The sequence below is a fragment of the Halomonas sp. DP8Y7-3 genome, from assembly GCF_019801675.1.
Lineage (GTDB): Bacteria > Pseudomonadota > Gammaproteobacteria > Pseudomonadales > Halomonadaceae > Halomonas > Halomonas litopenaei_A.
In genome coordinates, this window is the sequence record NZ_JAHVIO010000009.1 from 367,951 (window position 1) to 390,888 (window position 22,938).

At 57.4% G+C, this 22,938-nt stretch carries 18 protein-coding genes; 17 read left to right on the forward strand and 1 reads right to left on the reverse strand.

The window, feature by feature from the left end:
- The first annotated feature begins 97 nt into the window (after positions 1-97).
- The 11 genes from KUV86_RS11385 to KUV86_RS11435 all read left to right on the forward strand — a co-directional run bounded on the left by KUV86_RS11385 (position 98) and on the right by KUV86_RS11435 (position 14,972).
- The gene (locus KUV86_RS11385) at positions 98-643 is read left to right on the forward strand and encodes an Hcp family type VI secretion system effector (protein ID WP_222484826.1); all 546 of its coding nucleotides are present in this window, start codon (positions 98-100) and stop codon (positions 641-643) included.
- Positions 644-1,090: 447 nt separating this feature from the next.
- A complete protein-coding gene (gene tssA, locus KUV86_RS11390; RefSeq protein WP_222484828.1) occupies positions 1,091-2,191 on the forward strand; it encodes a type VI secretion system protein TssA in 1,101 nt (366 codons plus the stop codon).
- 31 nt (positions 2,192-2,222) lie between these two features.
- Positions 2,223-3,509: a hypothetical protein gene (locus KUV86_RS11395; RefSeq protein WP_222484830.1), complete on the forward strand. Its 1,287-nt coding sequence runs from the start codon at positions 2,223-2,225 to the stop codon at positions 3,507-3,509.
- Positions 3,510-3,570: 61 nt separating this feature from the next.
- Entirely contained in the window at positions 3,571-3,849 is a 279-nt protein-coding gene (locus KUV86_RS11400) for a PAAR domain-containing protein (RefSeq protein WP_222484832.1), read from the forward strand.
- Positions 3,850-4,028: 179 nt separating this feature from the next.
- The gene (locus KUV86_RS11405) at positions 4,029-6,686 is read left to right on the forward strand and encodes a type VI secretion system Vgr family protein (protein ID WP_222484834.1); all 2,658 of its coding nucleotides are present in this window, start codon (positions 4,029-4,031) and stop codon (positions 6,684-6,686) included.
- A 10-nt stretch (positions 6,687-6,696) separates the two neighbouring features.
- Positions 6,697-7,758: a DUF4123 domain-containing protein gene (locus KUV86_RS11410; RefSeq protein ID WP_222484836.1), complete on the forward strand. Its 1,062-nt coding sequence runs from the start codon at positions 6,697-6,699 to the stop codon at positions 7,756-7,758.
- Positions 7,759-7,766: 8 nt separating this feature from the next.
- On the forward strand, positions 7,767-11,177 hold the full coding sequence (locus KUV86_RS11415; protein ID WP_222484838.1) for a T6SS effector BTH_I2691 family protein: 3,411 nt from the start codon (positions 7,767-7,769) through the stop codon (positions 11,175-11,177).
- Positions 11,177-12,142 carry a tetratricopeptide repeat protein gene (locus KUV86_RS11420; protein WP_222484840.1) on the forward strand — a complete coding sequence of 322 codons (966 nt, stop codon included), beginning with the start codon at positions 11,177-11,179 and terminating at the stop codon, positions 12,140-12,142. The genes KUV86_RS11415 and KUV86_RS11420 overlap by 1 nt, the downstream gene beginning before the upstream one ends.
- 506 nt (positions 12,143-12,648) lie before the next feature.
- On the forward strand, positions 12,649-12,963 hold the full coding sequence (locus tag KUV86_RS11425; RefSeq protein ID WP_222484842.1) for a hypothetical protein: 315 nt from the start codon (positions 12,649-12,651) through the stop codon (positions 12,961-12,963).
- Positions 12,964-12,985: 22 nt separating this feature from the next.
- Positions 12,986-13,879, forward strand: coding sequence for a tetratricopeptide repeat protein (locus KUV86_RS11430; RefSeq protein ID WP_222484843.1), 894 nt, complete (start codon positions 12,986-12,988; stop codon positions 13,877-13,879).
- Positions 13,880-13,979: 100 nt separating this feature from the next.
- Positions 13,980-14,972, forward strand: a complete 993-nt coding sequence (locus KUV86_RS11435) for a tetratricopeptide repeat protein (RefSeq protein WP_222484844.1) — start codon at positions 13,980-13,982, stop codon at positions 14,970-14,972.
- Between the two features lie 86 nt (positions 14,973-15,058).
- On the opposite strand, the gene KUV86_RS11440 is transcribed toward KUV86_RS11435, so the two are convergent.
- Positions 15,059-15,994: a LysR family transcriptional regulator gene (locus KUV86_RS11440; RefSeq protein WP_222484845.1), complete on the reverse strand. Its 936-nt coding sequence runs from the start codon at positions 15,992-15,994 to the stop codon at positions 15,059-15,061.
- 203 nt (positions 15,995-16,197) lie between these two features.
- On the opposite strand from KUV86_RS11440, the gene KUV86_RS11445 reads away from it, so the two are divergent.
- From KUV86_RS11445 to KUV86_RS11470, 6 genes are all read left to right on the forward strand, one after another.
- Positions 16,198-17,307, forward strand: a complete 1,110-nt coding sequence (locus tag KUV86_RS11445; RefSeq protein WP_222162732.1) for an S-(hydroxymethyl)glutathione dehydrogenase/class III alcohol dehydrogenase — start codon at positions 16,198-16,200, stop codon at positions 17,305-17,307.
- Positions 17,308-17,454: 147 nt separating this feature from the next.
- Positions 17,455-18,312 carry an S-formylglutathione hydrolase gene (fghA, locus tag KUV86_RS11450; protein ID WP_222162733.1) on the forward strand — a complete coding sequence of 286 codons (858 nt, stop codon included), beginning with the start codon at positions 17,455-17,457 and terminating at the stop codon, positions 18,310-18,312.
- Positions 18,313-18,768: 456 nt separating this feature from the next.
- Positions 18,769-19,911: a GlxA family transcriptional regulator gene (locus KUV86_RS11455; protein WP_222162734.1), complete on the forward strand. Its 1,143-nt coding sequence runs from the start codon at positions 18,769-18,771 to the stop codon at positions 19,909-19,911.
- 224 nt (positions 19,912-20,135) lie between these two features.
- Positions 20,136-20,834: a monofunctional biosynthetic peptidoglycan transglycosylase gene (mtgA, locus tag KUV86_RS11460; protein WP_222237612.1), complete on the forward strand. Its 699-nt coding sequence runs from the start codon at positions 20,136-20,138 to the stop codon at positions 20,832-20,834.
- A gap of 404 nt (positions 20,835-21,238) precedes the next feature.
- Positions 21,239-22,252, forward strand: a complete 1,014-nt coding sequence (locus KUV86_RS11465; protein ID WP_206941307.1) for a dipeptidase — start codon at positions 21,239-21,241, stop codon at positions 22,250-22,252.
- A 121-nt stretch (positions 22,253-22,373) separates the two neighbouring features.
- Positions 22,374-22,916 carry a 4-vinyl reductase gene (locus KUV86_RS11470; RefSeq protein WP_222484846.1) on the forward strand — a complete coding sequence of 181 codons (543 nt, stop codon included), beginning with the start codon at positions 22,374-22,376 and terminating at the stop codon, positions 22,914-22,916.
- The last annotated feature ends 22 nt before the right edge of the window (positions 22,917-22,938 follow it).

The window sequence follows — 22,938 nt, forward strand, 5'->3', positions numbered from 1 at the left end:
CTGGCGGTAGCGTGCCCATTCATAGGCGGGAGGGGCCTTCAATGGTTCTTGCCCTGAGCGCCTGGTGTTAACCATCGCAATCAAAAGGAATGACCACATGGCATTTGATGCGTACCTGAAGATCGACGGCATCCCCGGTGAGAGCCTGGACGCCAACCACACTGACTGGATTGAGCTGCTGAGCTTCGAGTTCGGCGCCAGTCAGGCAACCTCCGCCACCGCCAGTTCTGCCGGCGGTGCCTCTGCCGAGCGTGTCAACTTGAGCGAGTTCGCCATCTCGAAGTTTATCGACAAGGCGTCTCCGAAGCTGTTCGAAGCGTGCTGCCGTGGCCAGCACATCAAGGAAGTGGTGCTGCAGGTGCATCGCGCCGGCGGTGAGCAAGTCCGTTACGCCGAAGTCAAGCTGGAGGAAGTCATCATCTCCTCCACCGAGATGCAAGGCATGGCGAGCTTCTCTGACACCGGTAACGGTGGCGGTACCGACTCCGTGCATGACTCGCGTCACGACCTGCCCACCGAGGAGATCAAGTTCAACTACTCGCGGATCAAGGTCACCTACACCCAGCAGAAGCGTCAAGACGGCCAGGGTGGCGGCAACATCACCGGCGGCTGGGATCGTACCCGCAACCGCGTGTACTCCTGATCGACGGTGGTGTCTGCGTGAATGGCCTGACCCAGTCTGGCCTGATCGCAGGAAGACGCGCCTGACGTTGCCTCACTCCTTGATGGGGTGAGGGCATCAACCCGATGTCGGGCGCATCGCGACCATGGGGCCTCCCATGGTCGCACTTCCCGGTGAGCGTCTTTGGTGCAGGCCCGTCGACTGCCGGCGTGGGGGAGCAGGCAGTTGCAAGGGCGTTCACCAGGAAGCGGAGCAGAAACCGAACCAGAAGCCGAAACGGCAAGTGCACCTTGGTAGTCAGGAACGAGGCAGCAAGGGGCATCGCGGTACTCAACCTGGCAGTACACCGGTGGGGTGGCGGATAGGGAATATGGGTGGGGGCTAGGACGATGGCAAGTGTCATGACAAGCGCACAAGAGATTGCGGCGACAGCGGCACTGCAGGGTTTCAGTGCAAAGGGAGTCGGGCATGGTCGATGAATGGAACCGTGATGCTCTGCTGGCGCCCATCGGCGAACAGCAGACGGGTGAAGATCTCAGCTTTTCGCTGGTAGTGGACGAGATTCGGGAAGCGCGCCGCGCTGACCCCGTGTACCTCAACCAGGGCGAGTGGCAATCGGATCTGAAGCGCGCGGATTGGAATGCGGTTATCGCGCTGTCGGCAAAGGCGCTGGCGGAACAGAGCAAAGACGTGATGATCGCCGGCTGGCTGTGCGAGGGACTGTCCCATCGTGATGCGTTTCGCGGTATGGCGTTTGGCCTTGGGGTCATCAGTGCCTTGTGCGAGACCTACTGGGAGCGTCTCTATCCTCAGCTCGATGACGGCGAGGAAGAGCGTCTAGGACGCTTTACCTGGCTGGATGACACGTTGGCGGCCATGGTCGGCAGCATCCCGTTGCTGGAGGGGGAAGCGGGCTACGGGCTGGATCGCTATGAAGAGTCGCGCCAGGTCGAGAACCTGGCGCGCAATGATGCCGAGGCGATGGGAGAGGCGCTGAGTGACGGCAAGATCAACGCCGAGATCTTCCAACGGGCGGTGACGTTGACCTCACCGGAGCAACTGCTGGAGCGCCATGGCCAGTTGAAGGATTGCCACAGCGCGCTGGCCAGCCTTGAAGCCGTGTTGGTGACCCATCTGGGCGACCAGGCGCCTCCGTTTAGCCGGCTGACGGCTGTGCTCGAAAGCTGCGCACGCTTGCTCGAGCGGCTGTTGATGGAAAAGGGCGTTGATCTCGAGGCGGGCAAGGCAGCGCCAGAGCAGCAGGCTGACGTTGACGCGGTGGCGCCCGATCCCGTGTCTACAGCGCCAACAGTCACTCGGCCAAGTGGCGCGCTGCGCACGACGCCCCAGAACCGCGAAGAAGCCTTCGCCATGCTGGGTGCGGTCGCCCAGTACTTCAAGACCGCGGAGCCCCAGAGCCCGGTGCCCTACCTGGTGGAGAGGGCCGTGCGTTGGGGGCGTATGCCGCTGGAAGAGTGGCTGCGGGATGTGATCCGCGAGGACAACGTCATCGACAGCATTCGCGAGACCTTGGGCACCCAGGGCCGCGATGCCGGTGAATCCCAGTGACACGCCGTCCTCCTGAGCAGGGACACACATCATGAGTGAATCATCGATCTACGACCGGATGCCGTTACGGCAGTCGACCTTGCGCAAGTATGCCCAGGCGCAGAAGGCTGCGGAACCCGCACCGACGCGCTACGACCCCGAGCGTCTTCGGGTCATTGATGGGGTCGCCCTGACCGCCGCGGGGCTGGTCGGGTGGGGGAACGTACCGGCCGCCTCATCCCCCGTCGTCGACCGCACGTTGTCGTCTACCGAGGTGCTGCTGACCCATCCGGTGGCGCTGCCTGAGGCCGTTGCAGGGTCTATTCCGGCGCTGATCGGTGAGCCCGCCAGACGCGTCCATGAGCTGGGACATGCTCTTCTCTGCGAGGCATTGAATCTGGTCGAGCCATTACCCGCCGAGGCCAATGTGGATGTCTACGTCAGCACCGCGTTGGACATTCGGGAACAGGCGCAGGCGCTTTGCCAGTCGCTGGCTAGCGTCCTGCGGACATCGCCGCGCATCTCCGCCGTCAGGCAAGCCCCTGCCCATGAAGATATCCATGACGATAGCCATGAAGCTATCCATGAAGATATCCATGATCTGCTTGCGGCACCTGAGTCCGGGGGAGCCAGCCACGTGCTGTGGCTGAGCATCGATACCCTGCTCCATGCCCAGGGTATCGCCTCACTGCGTGACCGTGGCGCTCTCGCTAGTCTGTCTGACCTACAGGGGCTCAAGCCCTCCGAGGCCAGCGTCGCCCTGTTGTTCGAACGAGTTCAAGAGGACGCAGAACAACTGCCCGCTGGCATCTGGCTGACCCGGGGCAAGACGCTGACGTATCACCGGCATGAGCTCTCGACTCGCCAACAGCGGCGTCAGCACCTGCGCGAGCTGGTGGCTCAGGGGTGGCAAGGCGGCAGCACAGAAAGCCTGAACGGCCGCGAGGATACACCTGGCAAAGGGGGCAAGGACGAGAGCGGGGGAGGCGAGCAGCGGGACCTCGATACAGGTCGCGCCGGTGCTCCCTTTGTTGTCGTCGACCACCTTGATGTCTCCGGTGATAGGGCGGTTCTGGGCAGCGTGCTGATGGAGCGCTGGCCCGAATTCGAGCTTGGCGAGGACTGCCTGTCCATCGATGCCCACTTTGGCTGGCCAGGCCAGTCGGCGATCGCGCTGTCTCTGGTGGTGGCGACCGTCGAGCTGCAGCGGCGTGGCGCTCAAACGACAGGGGCACTCCTGCTGACTCTTATGGATGACAACCGGCGTCGGACACTGGCACTGCGAGCCGTCGCCGAACCCATCGATGTCGCCGCGACGTCCTCCTTGGCAACCGCCTGATCGCCTGGCGAGGCTGCTCAATTCACCGGCGAAGGCCCGCAACCACTGATGAGATCTGCATATGTTCAATTCTGGTGATGGAATTATCGTGCTGGGCGACTCCACCAGCCATGGCGGCACTGTGGTGACGGCCCAGGCCAACTATCTCCTGAATGGCACACCGGTCGCGGTGGTCGGCGACATGGTGGCCTGCCCCCAGAAGGGACATGGCGTCTGCCCCATCGTCGAGGGCCACCCGACGATCACCCTGAACGGCAAGAGCGTCGCTTTTCACGGCTGTCACACCGCCTGCGGCGCCACGCTGATCTCTTCCCATGGCGGTGTCCATGGCCTCGGATGAGTTCATGGGCTGAGGCCGCGTTGCGGGTATCCCACTGTGCTTGGGCATTTCTCGTGACAGACGGCTTCTCGCTACTGGCCCCGCTACCGGCTCCGTTATTGGCAACCTAAATCGCTGAACGCTGATAGCACTGGGCGCTGATTTTCACCGCGCGACCGATCACGCAAAGGACGATGACAATGAATGACACATCATGGCTGGACAGGATGCTGGCTTCTTTTGATGTCAGCCTGTCGCAGCACCAGAGGCTCCTTACCCTGACCATCGAGGGCGCGGAGCTGATTCCCCATCGCTTGGTCGGAGAAGAGCGTATTTCCCGACCCTTCTGCTATCGGCTGGACGTAATCTCCCAGCGCGGTGATATCGAGCTGAAGACGCTTATCGCCCAGCCCGCCAGCCTTGCCATTCGCCAGGCCGATGGCAGCTATCGGCCGCTGTCTGCCCTGGTCGAATCAGCGGCACTGCTCGGTGAAGACGGTGGGGTCTACTACTACCAGTTAAGCCTGGTGCCCTGGTTCACCATGCTGACGCTGGGTCGCGACAGCCGCATCTTTCAGGATGTCAGTGTGGTCGAAATCATCGAACAGGTGTTCAACGGCCACGATGTGGCCAAGGGCGGCTGGCGCTTCGATCTTCGCCGCGACTATCCATCGCGCAGCTACTGCGTTCAGTATCGGGAGAGCGACTTTCACTTCGTCAACCGGCTGATGGAGCAGGAAGGGCTGTTTTACTACTTCGAGCACGGCGACAGCGGTGCCAGCGAAGAGGCCGCTGCTGGCAGGATGACGGCGACGGATACGGGTAGCGCGACAGACGTCAATACCAGCCACCGCCTGGTGATTACCGATGACGTGGGGACCTGTCCCGCCGCGGAGCCACGCCAGATTCGCTTTCATCGCCAAGATGCCACCGAAACCGAGGATGCCATCACCCAGTGGGGGGGACGGCGCACCCAACAGCCAACGCGGGTCAGTCTGGGCACCTTCGACTACAAGCAGCCGCGTCTGATCAAGCGTACCGGGCTCGATACCCGGCCAGACCAGGGCAACCTGACCGAGCAGGAGTTTTACGACACCCCCGGCGAGTACTACTTCGGTGACTATTTCCGCGGAGAGCGCCTGACCATCAACCGTCTCGAAGCCCGGGAGTCTCTAGCCAAGCGATTCCAGGGGGCGGGCGGTGCCCGTCAGCTGCAGGTAGGCCGCCACTTCGAGTTGACTCAGCACGCCAGGCACGAGCGCGGTGACAGCGTCGAACGGGAGTTCCTGGTGCTGGCGGCGACGATCCATGCCGAGAACGCTCTGCCGGTATCCGCCCATCTCTCGACGCTACCCGGCAGCCTTCAGGAGGAACTGGATCACGCGCGCAAGGCCCATGGACTGGAAGACCAAAGCCTTCATCAGGACGACTATCAGCGCGCCGGTACCGGCCATTACCAGATCGACTTCGAGGCCCAGCGCCTGAGTCAGGCCTATCGCTCAATGCTGGATCACCCCCGGCCCACGGTGGGCGGTCCTCAGACCGCGATCGTGGTGGGCCCCGAGGGCGAGGAGATCCACACCGACCGGCTCAATCGGGTCAAGGTGCAGTTCCACTGGGACCGCTTGGGTCGCAGGGACAATCACTCCAGCTGCTGGCTCAGGGTCTCTCAGCCCAACGCCAGTGCGGGGTGGGGCGGCGTGTTTGTGCCGCGTATCGGCCAGGAGGTGATCGTCGACTTCCTCGAGGGAGACCCCGATCGCCCGTTTATCTCCGGGCGGGTCTATAACGGCGATGAACGCCCGGAGTGGCATTCCAACGGGCTGCTGTCCGGCATCAAGTCAAAGACCTATCGCGGCAGCAAGTACAACGAGCTGGTGTTCGATGACGCCACCGACCAGGAGCGCGTCAGGCTCAACTCCGAGTACGCCAAGACCCAGCTCAACCTGGGGTATCTGGTCCATCAGCACGGCAATACCCGGGGCAATTTCCGCGGTACCGGCTTCGAGCTGAGGACCGACGCATACGGTGCGGTGCGGGCCAATGCCGGGCTGCTGTTGACCAGTTGGGGGCAGCTGGGCGCCAACGGTGAGCAACTGGAGCTCAGGCCCGTCTTCAGCGAGCTGGAGAGCGCCTGGCAGCTGGCCGATACCCTGAGCCAGAGCGCCGTCGAGCATGACGCCGAGTCACTGGACGTGCGAGGCGATATCAAACGTGCCAGCGAAGAGGCCAAGGGCACCTATGGCGATGGTGGCGCGGCAGATACCCAGGACCAATCCACCGCTGCCGGTGCCAGCCACGCGGGTGGGGGCGAAGCCGGTCGCCTGGAAAGCCCCTGGCTGCATCTGGCCTCACCCGCCGGCATCGCCGTGAGCACGCCCCAGTCGACCCACTTGGCCCAGGACAAGTCGCTCAGCGTCACCAGCGGCGAGGACATCAATCTGGCGGCGGGCAGGAGTCTAGTGGCGGTCATCGCCCAGAAGCTTTCGCTGTTTGTGCAGAACGCCGGCATCAAGCTGTTCGCCGCCCAGGGCAAGGTCAACATCGAGGCGCAGTCGGATGAGATGGCCTTGACCGCCGAGAAGACCCTGACCATGGCCTCCACCGAGGACAGCGTCGAGATCAGCGCCAAGAAAGAGATTCTGCTGACCTGCGCCGGTGCATACGTGCGCCTCAAGGGCGGCAATATCGAGGTGCACGCCCCCGGCAAGATTGACATCAAGGGTGCCCAGCACAACTTTGCCGGACCCGCGAGTCTTAACGCCACGCTGCCGGAGCTGCCGGAGTTTCAGGACGTGATCTGCGAGCAAGCCGATGGAGAAGGCTCGCGCGCCGGTGACGGCATCGTGGAAGGCTGAGGAGACTACCATGACCGAGCGTGTTTCCTCTGCCGACCGAAAGGAAGACAACAGGGACGACAGTCTCCAGCGCATGCTGGAGGCCGTGAAAGGGCAGGATCAACCGGGTCAGGCAGACATCCATCAGCCCAGCACTGCCCCGGCACGTCTGTACCGACTGATCGATCCCTCCGTGGACAAGTCCAGGGCGCTGCCAAGGGACGCCCTGGCGGGGGCGATCACGACGGATGCCCCAAGCCCTTTTAAATCAAAGTCTTCTCAATTAAACCCCTCTCAACCGATAGCGCCTGACGCCTGCGGCCTTATCAAGCATCCCTTTCTGGTTCCTGAGCCAGCAAAGCGCCTCTATCTACAGCCTGTCGACGCCGCCACGCTCACACCGCAGACCCTGGCGCAGGAGGTTCAGGCGGAGATCGAGCGTACCCTCGATTCACGCCTCGACGCCTATCCATTTTGCGCCTGGGTCATCAGTCGTGCCCCTCTGCCCAGGATCATGGCCCACCTGCAAGGACAGCGGGTGATTCGACGCAGCGGCAGCCCGAAGCCCGCGCTGCTGCGCTACCAGGATCCGCGGGTGTTCGAACGGCTGGCGGAGATTCTCTCGCCTGAGCAGCTGAACCATCTGCTCGGCCCCATCGAGGCCTGGTGGTACATCGACCACCGACGTCAGCTATGCGGAATCGAGATGACCCCGCAGCCACACCCCTTGCCTCGCACCGCACTGGGCACGCACCAGTGGCAAGCGCTCAAGCGGGTGGGGATGGTCAATCGCGGCATGCAGCGATGGCGTGGACTGAAACGCAACGACCTGTGGGACGTGACGCCACAGGAGATGGACGAGGCCCTGGCAGAAGCCGAGCGACAGGGCCTGACGGACGAGATGGACCAGCTCGCCTTTGCCCAGCATGCGCTGCTGGTCCCCGGCTTCTATCGGCATCCCGCCATCCAGGGCGCTCTTCCAGGAAGACAGATGCCTGCTGGCGACGACGTGTCCTTTTGCCAGGCCATGAAGCGGCTTAGCGCACACGACTGGTACCGAATTCAACACGATAGGGAGCATCGCTCGTCATGAGAGAAGGCATGGAAGACCTCATCTACGATGTGGAACAACAAGAGCAACAGCGTGAATGCGAAGGCCGTACCGGGCGCTGCCCCCAGTGTGAGCGGCAAGGCTTCCCCATCCTGCCGGTGCGTTATGCGGTGTGTAAGAACATTGACGCCAATCGGGACATCCCTGAGCTGCCTCCCAGCCGGGTAAGAGACTTCACCGAGGTAACGCTGCTCGACGCGCTGGAAAATGGTGAGAAGGTCGAGAAGAAGGTCAATAGCCAAGTCCTCAATCATGTGGGAAGCCATCCTAGGGGCAAGGTCTGCAAGTACATCTTGCGCCAGCTTCGGCCGGGCTATTTTTATGTCTTCGACCAGTATGCCTACGACCAGCATATGGCAGACAAAAATAACCCTCCTTTCTTCTGGTACGCCTACGTGGTGAACGGGGAGGGCATGTTCCACCAATACAGCGTGAGGGAAACGCCACCCTCCTCACAAGAAGCCGCTTTTTCTTGCATGCACGCTCCCGAAGAAGAGCGCTGCCGTAAGGCACTAAGTGCCTCCATTGTGACCCTGCCACGTGTAGATAAAGGAAACGTTTTTTATTGCGCCTATACAGAGCACCCTTGGTCCCGTGAGCACCTGTCGATGATTGAAGGCAATGCCGAGTGGCGCAAGAAGAACATGCAGGAGTTTACTATTACAGGTGAGCCCCGACCCTCGTCAGAGGGAGAAGGGAGTCCGCCGGAAGTGGACAACAAAGTCCCTGTTCATACCTTCTCGCTGGATGAACTTAATTTGGTAGCGGAGCTCAGCATTAGCTCAGTCGAGCGTAAGGACTTCGTCTGGCCGGCGGGTGGAAGAAGAAAGCTGTACAGCCATGTAGAAATGAAAGCAAGTATGCAAGACCGCTTGAGTGGGTATGCGGAATGGCTGCAGGGGCAAGAATTGGTTATTGCCGTTAACGATGAAGTAGGGGTCATTGATGAACTCAATGCGCACCGATTGGAGCCACTGGCCGAGTTAAAGGAGTTTATTGACACCGGCGATAATAAGCGCATGCTGGGGATTCTGCAGGCGCTGGACGCATTTGAGGAAAACTTCAAAAATGTTCAGAGAGCCGCCATAGCAGAAAGACATGGTGATAACGCGCAAAGCGCCTACGAGAGAAAGTTAAGGCGTGACCTTGAAAGGATGAAAGCGCTTAAAGATAAGGCACCCACTGAAGAAAACAGAGAGTATATTGAGCGGGTGATCCTCATGCTTGAGGAGAAGATTAGGCGGGAAGAAGCAAGGAGAAGAGATAGAAGTAGAGAAGACTTAGAAGATCTCGGGGGCCTTATCGAGGAACGAAGAGAACAAGTAGAAGACTACTACACAAACAATAAGGAGGCTTTGGATCGATTTAGAGCTACTTACGCTCGCAAGACTGCCATCGCAGAATGGATGACAATGTACTTTGACGCGGACTACGCTTTTTGGGTGCGCGATCACTTAAAGAAGGCGTTTGATCGTTATAGTGAAAAAGATTACCTTGAAGGTTCTGGGATATCGGGGATAGCAGGTTCCGTCTTGGTGGGCGGAGTGCTCTCCCCATCGTCTTACAGCCTCTGGATGGATTTGGCAAAGGAGATGAGGGAACCCTCGGGAATTGTGCCAAGAGCATTGTTTGCCAACAATAAAGATCTCCTAAGTATGGCAATTGACGAAGTCTCTAATCCGGAAGCAGACGACTATCTAATGCCTGAGGCTCTAGAGGGCTGGGTCGAGCGATTTAGAGAAGTATTTGAGGAGTATGATCCTCAGATCAGAGATGAAATCGAACAGCATTATACGACAGTATTTCCACCTCTCATAAAAACGGCCAGCATTTCTCTTTCTACTCTCGCTTTGCAAAGTCAGAGTATGATGGATACTGGTATCGACGACTGGCGTCGGTATGTTCAAATATTTTATTGTTCTCAATTGGAAGTCCGAAATCGAACATTGTCTCCATTATTGCTAATGCCGATTGAAACAAATTCAGCAGCACTTCATCAGTTGATTGATGAAATTTCAGTCAGAACACTGCAGGCAAGTGGGCAAATTTCCAGGGCTCCTATCATCGATAGCACAATGCCGTTTCACGATCAGCAAGGAGGGAATGTACGAGTTCCGCACTCACCAGACGATAGCCCGCTGGTGGTGAACTTCCACCTGCCTATTGTTAATTTCAAAGACTCAAATATTGACGAGGTAGATCGCCAGGTTATAGACGATTATGAATCTGGCGTATTCGGCTCATCAGTGAAGGCCGGGACCACACTGATCAGCTTGATCACCATGAAGGAAGTGTCACGCAGTGAGCGAGCCGGGCACGTGGGGAAGCTCATCGTATCATGCGTGACAGCGATAGAGACGGTTAGGGTAATAGTGAGAGACATTAATAAAATTCTATCGGGGAATGGAGCAGATGTTGATAGAGCTAAGCTAACATCGTCCGTAGTTGGTCTATTCAAGACGCTGGGCGATGCTGCGACGAGTTATGCTGATGTACGGAAGCTTCCCGTAGCGGGAGGGGGCAGTCCAATCGATAGCTTTTGGAAAGCCCGAATGCAGAAAATAAAGAGACTTGGGATTATAGGTCTACCATCAAGTGTCGTCTCTGTAGTTCTCGGTATCAATATGATAAATGACGCATGGTTGGAGCGAGACTCGGGGCAATCAACAGGAATGGTGGTGAAAGGTGTTCTGGTGGGGACCCTGACATCGCTGGGAGGGATTCTCGCGATTGTCGGTGTGTTTGTGTTTAGTGGCCTCCTTACCTTGATCGGTGGGCTGATTACTGTCGCGCTTCTCGTATTAGGTGTGCTGTTCATAAAGCTGGTGGCACAAGCGGTATATATGTGGATTGATCGTAGTTTGATAGGCAACCATGTTGGACTGGTGGAACCTTTCAGGAGTGCAGAGGAGGAACTAGCATCTCTTGAGTTGGTGTTTAGAGGGGTGACGGTCAATATTCATCACGAGAGGGTAAATATTCATTATCAGGAGGATGGGCAATCTGTTGTTTCGAAAGCTGGTGGCAATCCCTATAGTGGGATGGTGGTGGCCAATGGAACTATGATAACGATAAAACTATCCGTCCCTGTATTGAGTAATATGCTTCTTGATCTTGAGTTAGCGTCTATCGGTGAAGGTGAGAGGACGCCATTATCTCTCCGCCATCTAGAAAAGGTTGATAGCGAAGATGTCTTGAAAGAAAGTGTTCCAACCTTTCAGATAAGAGATATTAGCCCGGTCAGTATTGAGAGATCGTCTAATGATCTATATTCTATAGAATTTAGTGAGAGTTATGAATTTTTATATTTGAAGGATAGTGTTAGACTCTATGTAACATTGTCGAGCGATGATTTCGACCGAAAAACGGTTAGAAGTTTCTTTGATTTCTTGGTGCAGTGATGAATAATCTTGGCATACTTGTTAGGTCGATGTTTTTCAAACATAGCAAAATTCTAACTTGTTTTTTTATAACTGTTATTTTTATTAATGTTACATCATGTGAGGATTCTGAGCTAGGTCGCGGTCATCCAGATCCTAGGGCTGTGGTAATGGAAGGGGAACCATATATATTAAATATTGACTCTAGTCCTACATCAATACTTAAGTTTTATAACCGTATTTCTATTGAGCAATTACTTGCTACAGCCGGTGAAGGCGATGCGGTGCAGAGATATCTATATGCTCGGATCCTGATGCGTGATTATAGGTACGAACTACCGCATGACGATGCTGTTAAAATCTTGGAGGCTGTATGGCAGGAGGGCTTAGTCGATGCAGGCTACGATTTATTTGAGCTTTACACTGGAAGCCCTATAGTAGATAGAAATTTAGATGTTGCAAAAGAGTATCTTGTTGCTTCCGCTGAGTTGGGTTATATAGTCTCTCAGCAGACTCTCGGTCTCGCTTTAAGCGGAAGGAGTATAAAAATCAAGATGGAAGTTGACTATGCGCTCGCTAGGGGGTGGTATCTCCTCGCTGCGCAGCAAGGAGATGTTCTTTCTGCCGTAAATCTTGCCGGTTTGTATAGAAAGGGATTAGGCGGTGAGCTTGATGAGGGCAAAGCATTTAGTTGGTTAATTAAGGCGGAACATATGCCTTATGGAGATCCATCTTACGCTTTTGATGGTCTGGCACTATATTATGAGAATGGCATCGGCACCGACGTCGATCTCGTCCAAGCCTACAAATACTACGACCTCCTTTCTCCTGCTGGCGATGATGACAAAGCCCGCCTTGCCGGGCAGATGACCCCGGAGCAAATCCACGAAGCGATCAATCTGTCCCGTCAGTGGCAGGAGGAACACAATATCTTTGTTCCCAGCTACTACGGCCTTGAGTATCAGGATGATGGGACCTTTCAGTGATATTGTGGTGTGCCAGCGTATCGATGTTGAGTTGAGGCCCTCGTGACACTTCGGTGCGAGGGCCTTTTGCTGTCTGAGGCGTTAATTCATCGCTAGGAGGTGCCTAGCGGCACATCGGCTTCCCGACGGTTGTGGTAGTGGGGAGGGGGCGGCCTCGGGCTGGCCAGCCTCTTCATTGCTGGCGGTCTGCTTACGATTGCAGCGCTTCTCGTTAGCTTCGTTGTAGTGGTTCTGGCCTATATGTTTGTGAAGCTGGTGGCACAAGCGGTATATATGTGGATTGATCGTAGTTTGATAGGCAACCATGTTGGACTGGTGGAACCTTTCAGGAGTGCGGAGGAGGAGCTAGCATCTCTTGAGTTGGTGTTTAGGGGGGTGACGGTCAACATTCATCACGAGAGGGTAAATATTCATTATCAGGACAATGGACGGTCTGTTGTTTCGAAATCTGGTGGTAATCCTTATAGTGGATGGTGGTGCCAAATGGAATGAGATTTAACATAAACGTGATAATTCCTAATGTGCAATTTATGAGGGTGAGGCTCGAATTAATGGGCGGAGGGGTTCCCGATCAAACTAGTTTGTTTGATTTGCAGTACATTAAGTCTGATGGTGATAATGAGTTTAAAAAGATTCAAACCGTTGAAAATAATCTACTAGAAGATGAAGAAACAAGGAATATTGGTGATTATTATAACGTTGCTTTGACTACCTTTTGTGATGACCATCGGCTTCAGCGCATGGCTACCCTTAGGGTTTCCTTATTTAGTAGTGATACAATGAGCGGGCGGGCTTCAGCAAATTTTATTGTGAGATGGTGAAATGCTTGCTATCAGGATTTTGTTGTTTCTTGTCTTATTCTTCCTGGCCTCTTGTGGTGAGAGAGAGGTGGTGCATGATGTATTTCATGAAATGTCGGGTAGACCAATTATTATTAACTTGGATACTGATAAATATTCGCTTCTTTCTTTTTATGATAAAACTAGTTACGATGAAATTCTCCGAGAGTCATCGGCGGGAGACCTAAAAGCTAGTTTTTTAAAAGCCATTCTACTTTTAGCTGATATGCCTGGCTATGGAGTTGAACCTGATTTAAACGAGGGAGTGTCGTCCCTTAAAGATTTATGGGGTAGTGGAATTGTTGATGCGGGATATTATTTATATTTAATTTATAACCAAGGAAGCGGAGTACAGAGAAATACGGATGTTGCGATAAATTATTTAAGTGCATCTGCGAACTATGGTTACCCTAAGTCACAGCAAGTTCTTGGTATGGCATATAGTGGAAAACTACCTGATAGATTGGTAAATGTCGACTTCGACAAGGCAGTAGCGTGGTTTTCCGCTGCCGCTGAGCAAGGCGATAAAGTTTCAGCAATTCATCTTTCAGGACTATATTATAGAGGTCAGGGAGTAGTTAAAAACTATCGAAGAGCATTTGAATTGATCTCTGGGGTCGAGAGTATGCCATACGGTAGTGCAGACGATGGTTTTTATGGCTTAGCATTTTACTATGAAAACGGCATTGGCACCGACGTCGACCTCGTCCAAGCCTACAAATACTATGACCTCCTTTCCCCTGGAAGCGCACCCGACAAAGCCCGCCTTGCAGAACAGATGACCCCTGAGCAAATCCGCGAAGCGATCAGCCTGTCTCGTCAGTGGCAGGAGGAACACAATATCTTTGTTCCTAGCTACTACGGCCTTGAGTATCAGGAGGATGGGACCTTTCAGTGATATTGCGGTGTGCCAGCGTATCGATGTTGAGTCGAGGCCCTCGTGTCACTCCGGTGCGAGGGTCTTTTGTGATTTGTCGTCAGGAGCATTCAGGTCTTTCATGAGCAGTTCTTGGTTAGGAGTGTTCTACATTTTTACCTTATTCTTGCATGCCGGGAAGAGTGTGAAAAAGACTATTTTTATAATTCTATCGCTTGTAAGTATAATTATGCTGTCTTCGTGCGAGGGCTCTTCCGTAGATGTTGACGATGATGTGGCTCGTGCTACATTTGTTGAAATGCAGGGAGCTCCTGTTATTTTAAATAACGACCCTACTCCTCTTTCAATAGGAAAACTCTACGATCGATACTCTGATGAAGAGCTTATTTCCGTCGCAGAGAATGGAGATGCAACTCAACGCTATCTTTATGCGCGTATGCTGGTAAGAGGAATGGTTGAAGACGTCTCGCGTGAAAAGGGTGTCGAAATGATGGAGTCCGTTTGGCGTGAAGGGGTCGTCGATGCTGGTTATGATTTATTTTTAGCATTTACTAATGGAATGGGTGTCCGTCGAAATGAAGATGTGGCAAAAAATTATCTTATTACATCCGCGGAACTAGGATATATACTGTCACAACAGACCCTAGGACTTGCATATGCGGGACGAAGTATTGATATAAAAATGAGTCCTGACCACGGAGAAGCCATTAAGTGGTCTCGTTTGGCGGCCGATCAAGGGGATCTCGTATCTGCTGGAAATCTTGCAACCATCTATGGAAAAGGTGAAGGTGTTAAAATTGATGATAAAACTTCATTTGACTGGCTTTTTAGAGCTGAGACTATGCCTTATGGTGATCCATTCACTGTTTTTCGTGGCTTAGCCAGGTACTACGAAGAAGGCATCGGCACCGACGTCGACCTCGTCCAAGCCTACAAATACTACGACCTCCTTTCCCCTGGAAGTGCACCCGACAAAGCCCGTATCGCGGAACAGATGACCCCCGAGCAAATCCACGAAGCGATCAGCCTGTCTCGTCAGTGGCAGGAGGAACACAATATCTTTGTTCCCAGCTACTATGGCCTTGAGTACCAGGAGGATGGGACCTTTCAGTGATATTGCGGTGTGCCAGCGTATCGATGTTGAGTTGAGGACCTCGTGACACTCCGGTGCGAGGGCCTTTTGCTGTCTGAGGCGTTAATTCATTGATAGGAGGCGCCAAGCGGCTCGTCGACTTCCCGACGGTTGTGATAGCGGGGTGGCAGTTGATTGGCCAGGTGCTCTGCCAGGTAGTCGATGACGACGCGCACCTTGGGCGAGCGCTGGCGATGGTGCGGGGTGACGGCCCAGACGCCGGTATCACTGTGTCGGTAGGTGTCGAGCACCGAGACCAGCTCACCCTTGGCCAGATGGTGCTCGACATAATAGTCCGGCAATTGCCCCAGGCCGACGCCCTTGAGCACGGCGTCCAGCAGGGCCGGACCTGAATTGCCCTGCCACGGCCCCTTGATGGACACTTCCCGGGGTATGCCGTCGACGGCGAAACGCCAGCGATCACGTGAGCCATGCAGGCAGCGGTGGTGCTTCAATTCCGATAGGGCATGGGGCTGGGGAAAGCGCTGGAAGTAGGCCGGAGAGCCGACCACGTATTCGCGTCGGTCAGCCAGTCGGCGCGCCAGCATGGTGCTGTCTTCCAGGGTGCCCATGCGTATGCCGATGTCAAAGCCTTCCTCGATCAGGTCCACCTGCCGGTTGGTAAAGTGCAGGCGCACCCCCAGCTGCGGGTACTGTATCAACAGGTCATTGATCAACGGCGCCACGTAGCGCTCGCCAAAGGTGGTCGCGCAGGTCAGGGCGAGTTCCCCTCGGGGCTGGGCCTCAAAGTCTTTTACGACCGCATCGGCCTCGCGAAAACCGTCTACCAGCGCCTCGCATTGCTGGTAGTAGAGACGCCCGGCCTCGGTCAGGCTGATCTGACGCGTGGTGCGGTAGAGCAGGGGAGTGTCGAGGCGACTTTCGAGCGCTGCGACCTGGCGGCTGATGTGGGAGCTGGACACGCCCAGGCGCCTTGCCGCGGCAGCGAACGACGAGAGCCGCACGACTTCAATGAACGCTTCGATACCGGCCCATGGGTGCATGGTCGTCTCCATTATTGCTATATGGCAACAATGTTATGTCGTCTGCGTGCTTTATCCCAGCCCGTGGCGAGGTCTAGACTGATGCCACTACCGTCAGCGGTGGCGGCCGGCCATATCGTGTCGGCACTGCCACTTGGTGCCACCATCGCTGCTCGGGGACACGCGCCCTATTGCGTTAATCGACGTTATTCGAGGATGTTGCCATGAAATCACGTGCCGCCATTGCTTTGGAATCCGGCAAGCCGCTTACGCTGACAGAGATCGACGTGGAAGGTCCCAAGGCGGGGGAAGTGCTGGTTCGTATCGTTGCCACCAGTGTCTGCCACACCGATTCGTTCACCCTGTCCGGGGCGGATCCTGAAGGCATCTTCCCCTCGGTACTGGGCCATGAAGGCGCCGGTATCGTCGAAGAGGTGGGCGAGGGCGTGACCAGCCTGAAGCCGGGTGATCACGTGATTCCGCTATACACCGCTGAGTGCGGCGAGTGCAAGTTCTGTCGCTCTGGCAAGACCAACCTGTGTAGCTCCGTGCGTGCCACACAGGGCCAGGGCCTGATGCCTGACGGCACTACTCGCTTCTCCTTCGAGGGCAAGCCGCTCTACCACTACATGGGCACGTCGACCTTCAGCGAGTACACCGTGGTGCCGGAAGTGTCTCTGGCCAAGGTCTCCCAGGAGGCACCGCTGGACAAGATCTGTCTGCTGGGTTGCGGTGTGACCACCGGCATTGGTGCAGTGCTGAACACCGCCAAGGTGGAGCCGGGCGCGACCGTTGCCGTGTTCGGTCTGGGCGCCATCGGCCTGGCCGTCATCCAGGGCGCGGTGATGGCCAAGGCCGGCCGTATCATCGCCATCGATGTGAACCCCGAGAAGTTCGAGCTGGCCAAGCAGTTCGGGGCGACCGACTTCGTCAATCCCAAGGACTACAGCGACTCCATCCAGCAGGTCATCGTTGACTTGACCGATGGCGGCGTCGACTACTCGTTTGAATGTATCGGCAACGTCAATGTCATGCGCTCCGCGCTTGAGTGCTGCCACAAGGGGTGGGGCGAGTCGATCATCATTGGTGTGGCCGGAGCCGGTCAGGAAATTTCCACCCGTCCGTTCCAGCTGGTCACCGGTCGTGTCTGGAAAGGTTCGGCCTTTGGCGGGGTCAAGGGGCGCAGCCAGCTGCCTGGCTACGTCGAGCAGTACATGAACGGTGAGCTCAACATCGACGACTTCATCACCCATAACATGGCCTTCGACAAGATCAACGAGGCCTTCGACCTGCTGCATGCGGGCGAGAGTATCCGTACCGTGCTGCATTACTGACGCCCACGCCTGCTGGCTCGGTCGATGCCGGGCTAGCGGCGCTTTGCCACAGGCGCTCGAGCCACCATGGCGATGCTGTGGTTCGCGCGAGCCCTTGTCGATTCACGGCCCCGCCTGGCGGGGCATCATTGTCGAAGGAGATTCGCCATGTCCATGAGCGAGCATCTGGAACTGGTCAGCGCCAACCGCAGCTTCGGCGGTTGGCACAAGCGCTATCGTCATCACTCGCGGGCGCTGGACTGCGAGATGACCTTCGCCATCTACCTGCCACCCCAGGCCGAGACCGAGAAGGTTCCGCTGCTGTGGTGGCTGTCCGGGCTGACCTGCACCGACGAGAACTTCATGCAGAAGGCGGGTGCGCATCGTCTGGCCGCCGAACTGGGTATCGCCATTCTGTGCCCGGACACCAGCCCGAGAGGGACGGACCTGCCTGGCGAGCACGACAGCTATGACCTGGGTTCCGGTGCCGGCTTCTACGTCAATGCGACCCAGGAGCCCTGGAAGGCCCACTATCGGATGTACGACTACGTGACCGAGGAGCTGCCGTCGGTGGTACGCCAGCACTTCCCATTGAATGGGCGTGAGTCCATCAGCGGTCACTCCATGGGTGGTCATGGGGCCTTGATTCTGGCGCTACGCAAGCCTGGCCACTATCGCTCGGTCTCGGCGTTCTCGCCTATCGTCAATCCGACCCAGTGCCCCTGGGGCCGCAAGGCATTTACGGCTTACCTGGGGGAGGACACCAGCAAGTGGACCCAGTACGACGCCTGTGAACTGGTAGCGCGCGGGGCGTCCCGCCAGCCCCTGTTCATCGATCAGGGGGATGCCGATGACTTCCTGGACGAGCAGCTGTGCCCGGAGCGTCTGGAGGCCGTCTGCGCTGAGCGCGATCATCCGCTGACCCTGCGTCGTCAGCCCGGCTACGATCACAGCTACTTCTTCATCGCGACCTTCATCGAAGACCACCTGCGCTACCACGCGGAGAAGCTCTACGCCAAGCGCTGACAGCAGCGACAAGCTACACGCGAAAGAGCGCGGACAACGCGGCCCTCGTCCTGTGACGAGGGCCGCGTCGTATCTGGCCGGAGAACGGCGTGGCGCAATTGGCGCCCCTTGCAAAGTCGCCATTGGTCGAGGTGGTCGCGTTGGGGACCAGGTATGTCGTGAAAATCGTCATGCGACGAAGAGATCGTCGCTTTTAGGCGCCATGGCGACATTGACGTAGCTATTCGCGACATCATTGTCGCAGACGACTGGTCAAGGGCATGTCGATAGCGATTATTGTGATGTCATGACACGTCGGTACGACCTAAAGTCATGTAAAACCGGGTTCGATGTCGGGGCTCAGTGCCGGTGCTGACATCTAGATGATGCCGCCATAACAATAATGGATCGCGGCGGTGCCTCTTTCTGCGGAGCAGATCAGACGAGGGGCAGACCGACCGTGTCGAGGAGGTGACCATGAGCTTGCCCAACAAGCCCGGACGGGCTGTATCCCAGGGGGGCCACGAAGGACCCCAGACCATCGGCTTCCTGTTGCTGGAACACTTCACCCTGATCTCGCTGGCGTCGGCGATCGAGCCATTGCGCATGGCCAATCAGCTGTCCGGCCAGGAGCTCTATCGCTGGTTCACACTGAGTCTCGACGGTGCGCCGCTGGAAGCCAGCGACGGGCTGACCGTCACCCCGGATTCGTCGCTCAGTGTTCCCCTGTCGTTGGATATGGTCGTGGTGTGCGGTGGGGTGGCACCCACCCGTCACGTGCACCAGGGCCATGTCAGCTGGTTGAAGTCCCAGGCGCGACATCTCAAGCGTTTTGGTTCCATCTGTACCGGTGCCTGGGCGCTGGCACGTGCCGGGCTGCTTGACGGCTATGAGGTCAGCACCCACTGGGAATGTCAGGCGGCCCTGCAAGAGGCGTACCCCTGTATCGGCCTGACGTCCAAGCTGTTTTCCATGGACCGGGATCGCTGTACCGCCTCCGGCGGGACCGCGCCGCTGGACATGATGCTGACGCTGATCGGGAGGGACCACGGGCGCGAGCTGGCGGCCGGGATTTCCGACATGTTTGTGTGCGACCGGGTGCGTGGTGAGCAGGACCAGCAGCGGGTGCCTCTCAAGCATATGCTGGGGACCGCCCAGCCAAGGCTCCAGGAAATCGTGGCCCTGATGGAAAACAACCTGGAGGAACCCATCGACCTGGACGAACTGGCTTGCTATGTCAGCCTGTCCCGGCGCCAGCTCGAACGCCTGTTCCAGCGTAACCTGCACTGCTCACCCTCACGCTATTACATGCGGCTGCGCCTCAACCGGGCTCGGCAACTGCTCAAGCAGACCTCAATGTCGATCATCGATATCGCCGCCGCCTGCGGGTTTGTCTCGACGCCCCACTTTTCGAAGTGCTACCGCGAGTGCTTCGGGCTGCCTCCCCGCGAAGAGCGCCTGGGATGGAGCGCTTTTTCTCCTGTCGTGGCGGGCACCCTGGCACCCCCGCTGGTGTCGGGAGCGGTGCAGGAACCGGTATCCCGCGCCCTGTCGGCGCTGGAAGAAGCCCGGGGAGAGCCAACCTATGGCAGCTTCCGGGTCACGTCCAAGATAGGTTGAGGCCCAGAGAGGTGAGACCAAGAGAGGTGAGTCCAGGCGAGCCTGAACACGAGAGAGCCTGAGTCCGAAAACGCTTGATGCATGCCAGCGGGGTGTCATCTAGGCTCGTCTCGCTGGTCTGTCGCTCCCCTTGGCCAGGCTGTCGCCGCAGCCTGCGCCGCATTTGTCGCGCTAGCCCAATGCCTTGATATACTGCGGGCACGTCCTTCAACAGAGCTCAAGGCATGCATATCCGGTGGCGCCCCATCCTACGACTTCTGCTTCGCGCCACTCTTGCCTTTGTGCTGGGGTCCGTTGTGCTGGTGCTGTTCTTTCGTGTGGTGCCGGTCTTTGGCTCCATGGTCATGCTGGAGCGAGAGGTGTCTTCCTGGTTTTCGGGGGAACCGCTGGACATTCAGCAGCAGTGGCGGCCTTGGGACGAACTGTCGGACAACGCCAAGCTGGCGGTGATTGCGGCCGAGGACCAGCGTTTCCCAGAGCATAACGGATTCGACCTGGTGGAGCTGAAACGTGCCGTGGAATCCGCCAGAAACGGGGGATCGCTGCGTGGTGCCAGCACCATTACCCAACAGACCGCCAAGAACCTGTTCCTGTGGACGGGGCGTGACTGGGTGCGCAAGGGGTTTGAGGCCTGGTTCGCCACCTTGATGGAGTTGTTGTGGCCCAAGGAACGTATCCTTGAGGTCTACCTCAATATCGTCGAGTTCGATCGCGGCGTGTTCGGGCTGGAGGCCGCCAGCCAGCACTACTTTGGGGTCGGTGCCGACCAACTGAGTGCTGTGCAAGCTGCCCGTCTGGCGGCTGTGCTGCCTAATCCCCTCGAACGCAGCGCCTCTCGTCCCGGGCCTCGTACCGCCAACCGCGCCGCCTGGATTCAGCGCCAGATGAATAACCTGGGGCTCAGGTATCTCGACAAGCTTTAGGGCATCACTGGCGTTAGGGAATCTCTGGCGCTAGGGAATCACTGGCGTGAGGGCATCACTGGCGTTAGGGAATCTCTGGCGCTAGGGAATCTCTGGCGTAAGGGAAGCACGGAGTGCCTGGCCGAATGGCGTCAGCGCTCTCCTCAAGCTTCCTCCTCAAGACCTCTTCTCAATCCCTCTCCTTGCGTCCTTTCCGACCGCCATGCTGAACCCGCCAGATAATCCTTCCTGCACAGCCCCTGGCGCCATGCGTCGGGGGCTGTTGTCGTTATCGGAATGACGTGACGCTTTTGGAATTCTTGCCGTCGCAATCAGGCGTCGTGGCCGCTTCCGGCAGCGCTATCCTGCCTCCATGACGCCGGCTCGAGTCCGGTCCATTCGTCCACCGGGCAAGGGCTATCGTGATGAACTCCCCCCTGACGCAATCCGACACTCGTTCCATCGACGCTCGTTCGCTGCACCGCGAAGCCACAGTCATCGATGGCCTGATCATTGCCAAGTGGCAGCGAGAGCTGCTCGAGGACATGCGACGAGGCGGCCTGACGGCGGCCAACTGTACGGTCTCGGTGTGGGAAGGATTCCAGGCGACCGTGGACAATATCGTGGCGACCCGGACCTTGATGGAGCAATGCAGCGATCTGGTGCGCCCGGTACGTACCACCGCCGATATTCGCAAAGCCAAGCAGGAGGACCGCACGGGCATCATCTTCGGTTTTCAGAATGCCCACGCCTTCGAGGACCAGATCGGCTACGTCGAGGTCTTCAAGCAGCTCGGCGTCGGTATCGTCCAGCTTTGCTACAACACCCAGAACCTGGTCGGAACCGGCTGCTACGAGCGGGACGGCGGACTGTCCGGCTTTGGGCACGAAATCGTCGCCGAGATGAATCGCGTCGGGATCATGTGCGACCTGTCCCACGTCGGGGCCAACACCTCCCGTGAAGTCATCGAAGCCTCGAACAAGCCGGTGTGTTATTCCCACTGTCTGCCGTCGGGCCTCAAAGAGCACCCGCGCAACAAGTCCGATGAAGAGCTGCGTTTCATCGCCGATCACGGCGGCTTTGTCGGTGTCACCATGTTCACGCCGTTTCTGCGGGCGGGGGTGAATGCCACCGTCGATGACTACGTCGAAGCCATTCTCTACGTCATGAACATCGTGGGTGAAGATGCCATCGGCATCGGCACCGACTTTACCCAGGGGCAGGATCAGGCCTTCTTCGAGTGGCTGACCCACGACAAGGGGTACGCCCGTCGTCTGACCTCCTTCGGCGAGATCATCAATCCCAAGGGGATTCGCACCATCGGCGAGTTCGGCAACCTTACCGAGGCGCTGCTGCGCCATGGGTTGAGCGAGACCCAGGTGCGCAAGGTCATGGGCGAGAACTGGGTGCGGGTACTGGCAGATGTCTGGGGAGAGTAGACCTCCCCGTCCCATCGTCACTGCGGACGATAACGACAACTAACACCACAGCTAACACCACAACGAAAACCACAACGACAGCTACAAGACCACACCACTGACCGCTGCCGAGGACTTTACCGTGACGACCATCGCTCCCGAGCTGCCTATCGAGGTAGACGCCGATACCGGGGTCTGGACCACCGACGCCCTGCCGATGCTCTACGTGCCGCGCCACTTTTTTATCAACAACCACATCGCGGTGGAACAGGCCCTTGGGGTCGAGGTCTACGCCGACATCCTGTACCACGCCGGCTACAAGAGCGCCTGGCACTGGTGCGAGAAGGAAGCCGAGCTGCATGGGTTGAGCGGTGAGGCGGTCTTTCAGCATTACATGAGCCGCCTGTCCCAGCGTGGCTGGGGACGCTTTGTCACTGAAGCCATAGCGCTGACCGAAGGCAGCGCCACGGTGCGACTGGAGCACAGTGCCTTTGTGTTGCAGCTGGGCAAGACCGGAACTCGGGTCGACTACATGTTCACCGGCTGGTTTGCCGGCGCCATGGACCTGATTCTGGCAGCGTCGGGATCCCCCCTGCGCACCCGTGCCGAACAGACCCAGAGCGCCGCCGAACCGGGTTGCGACGTCGGTCGTTTCGAGGTGAGGCCAGAGCCTCGTCGAGACTGACCGAGCGGGGCGCACGGCGGGC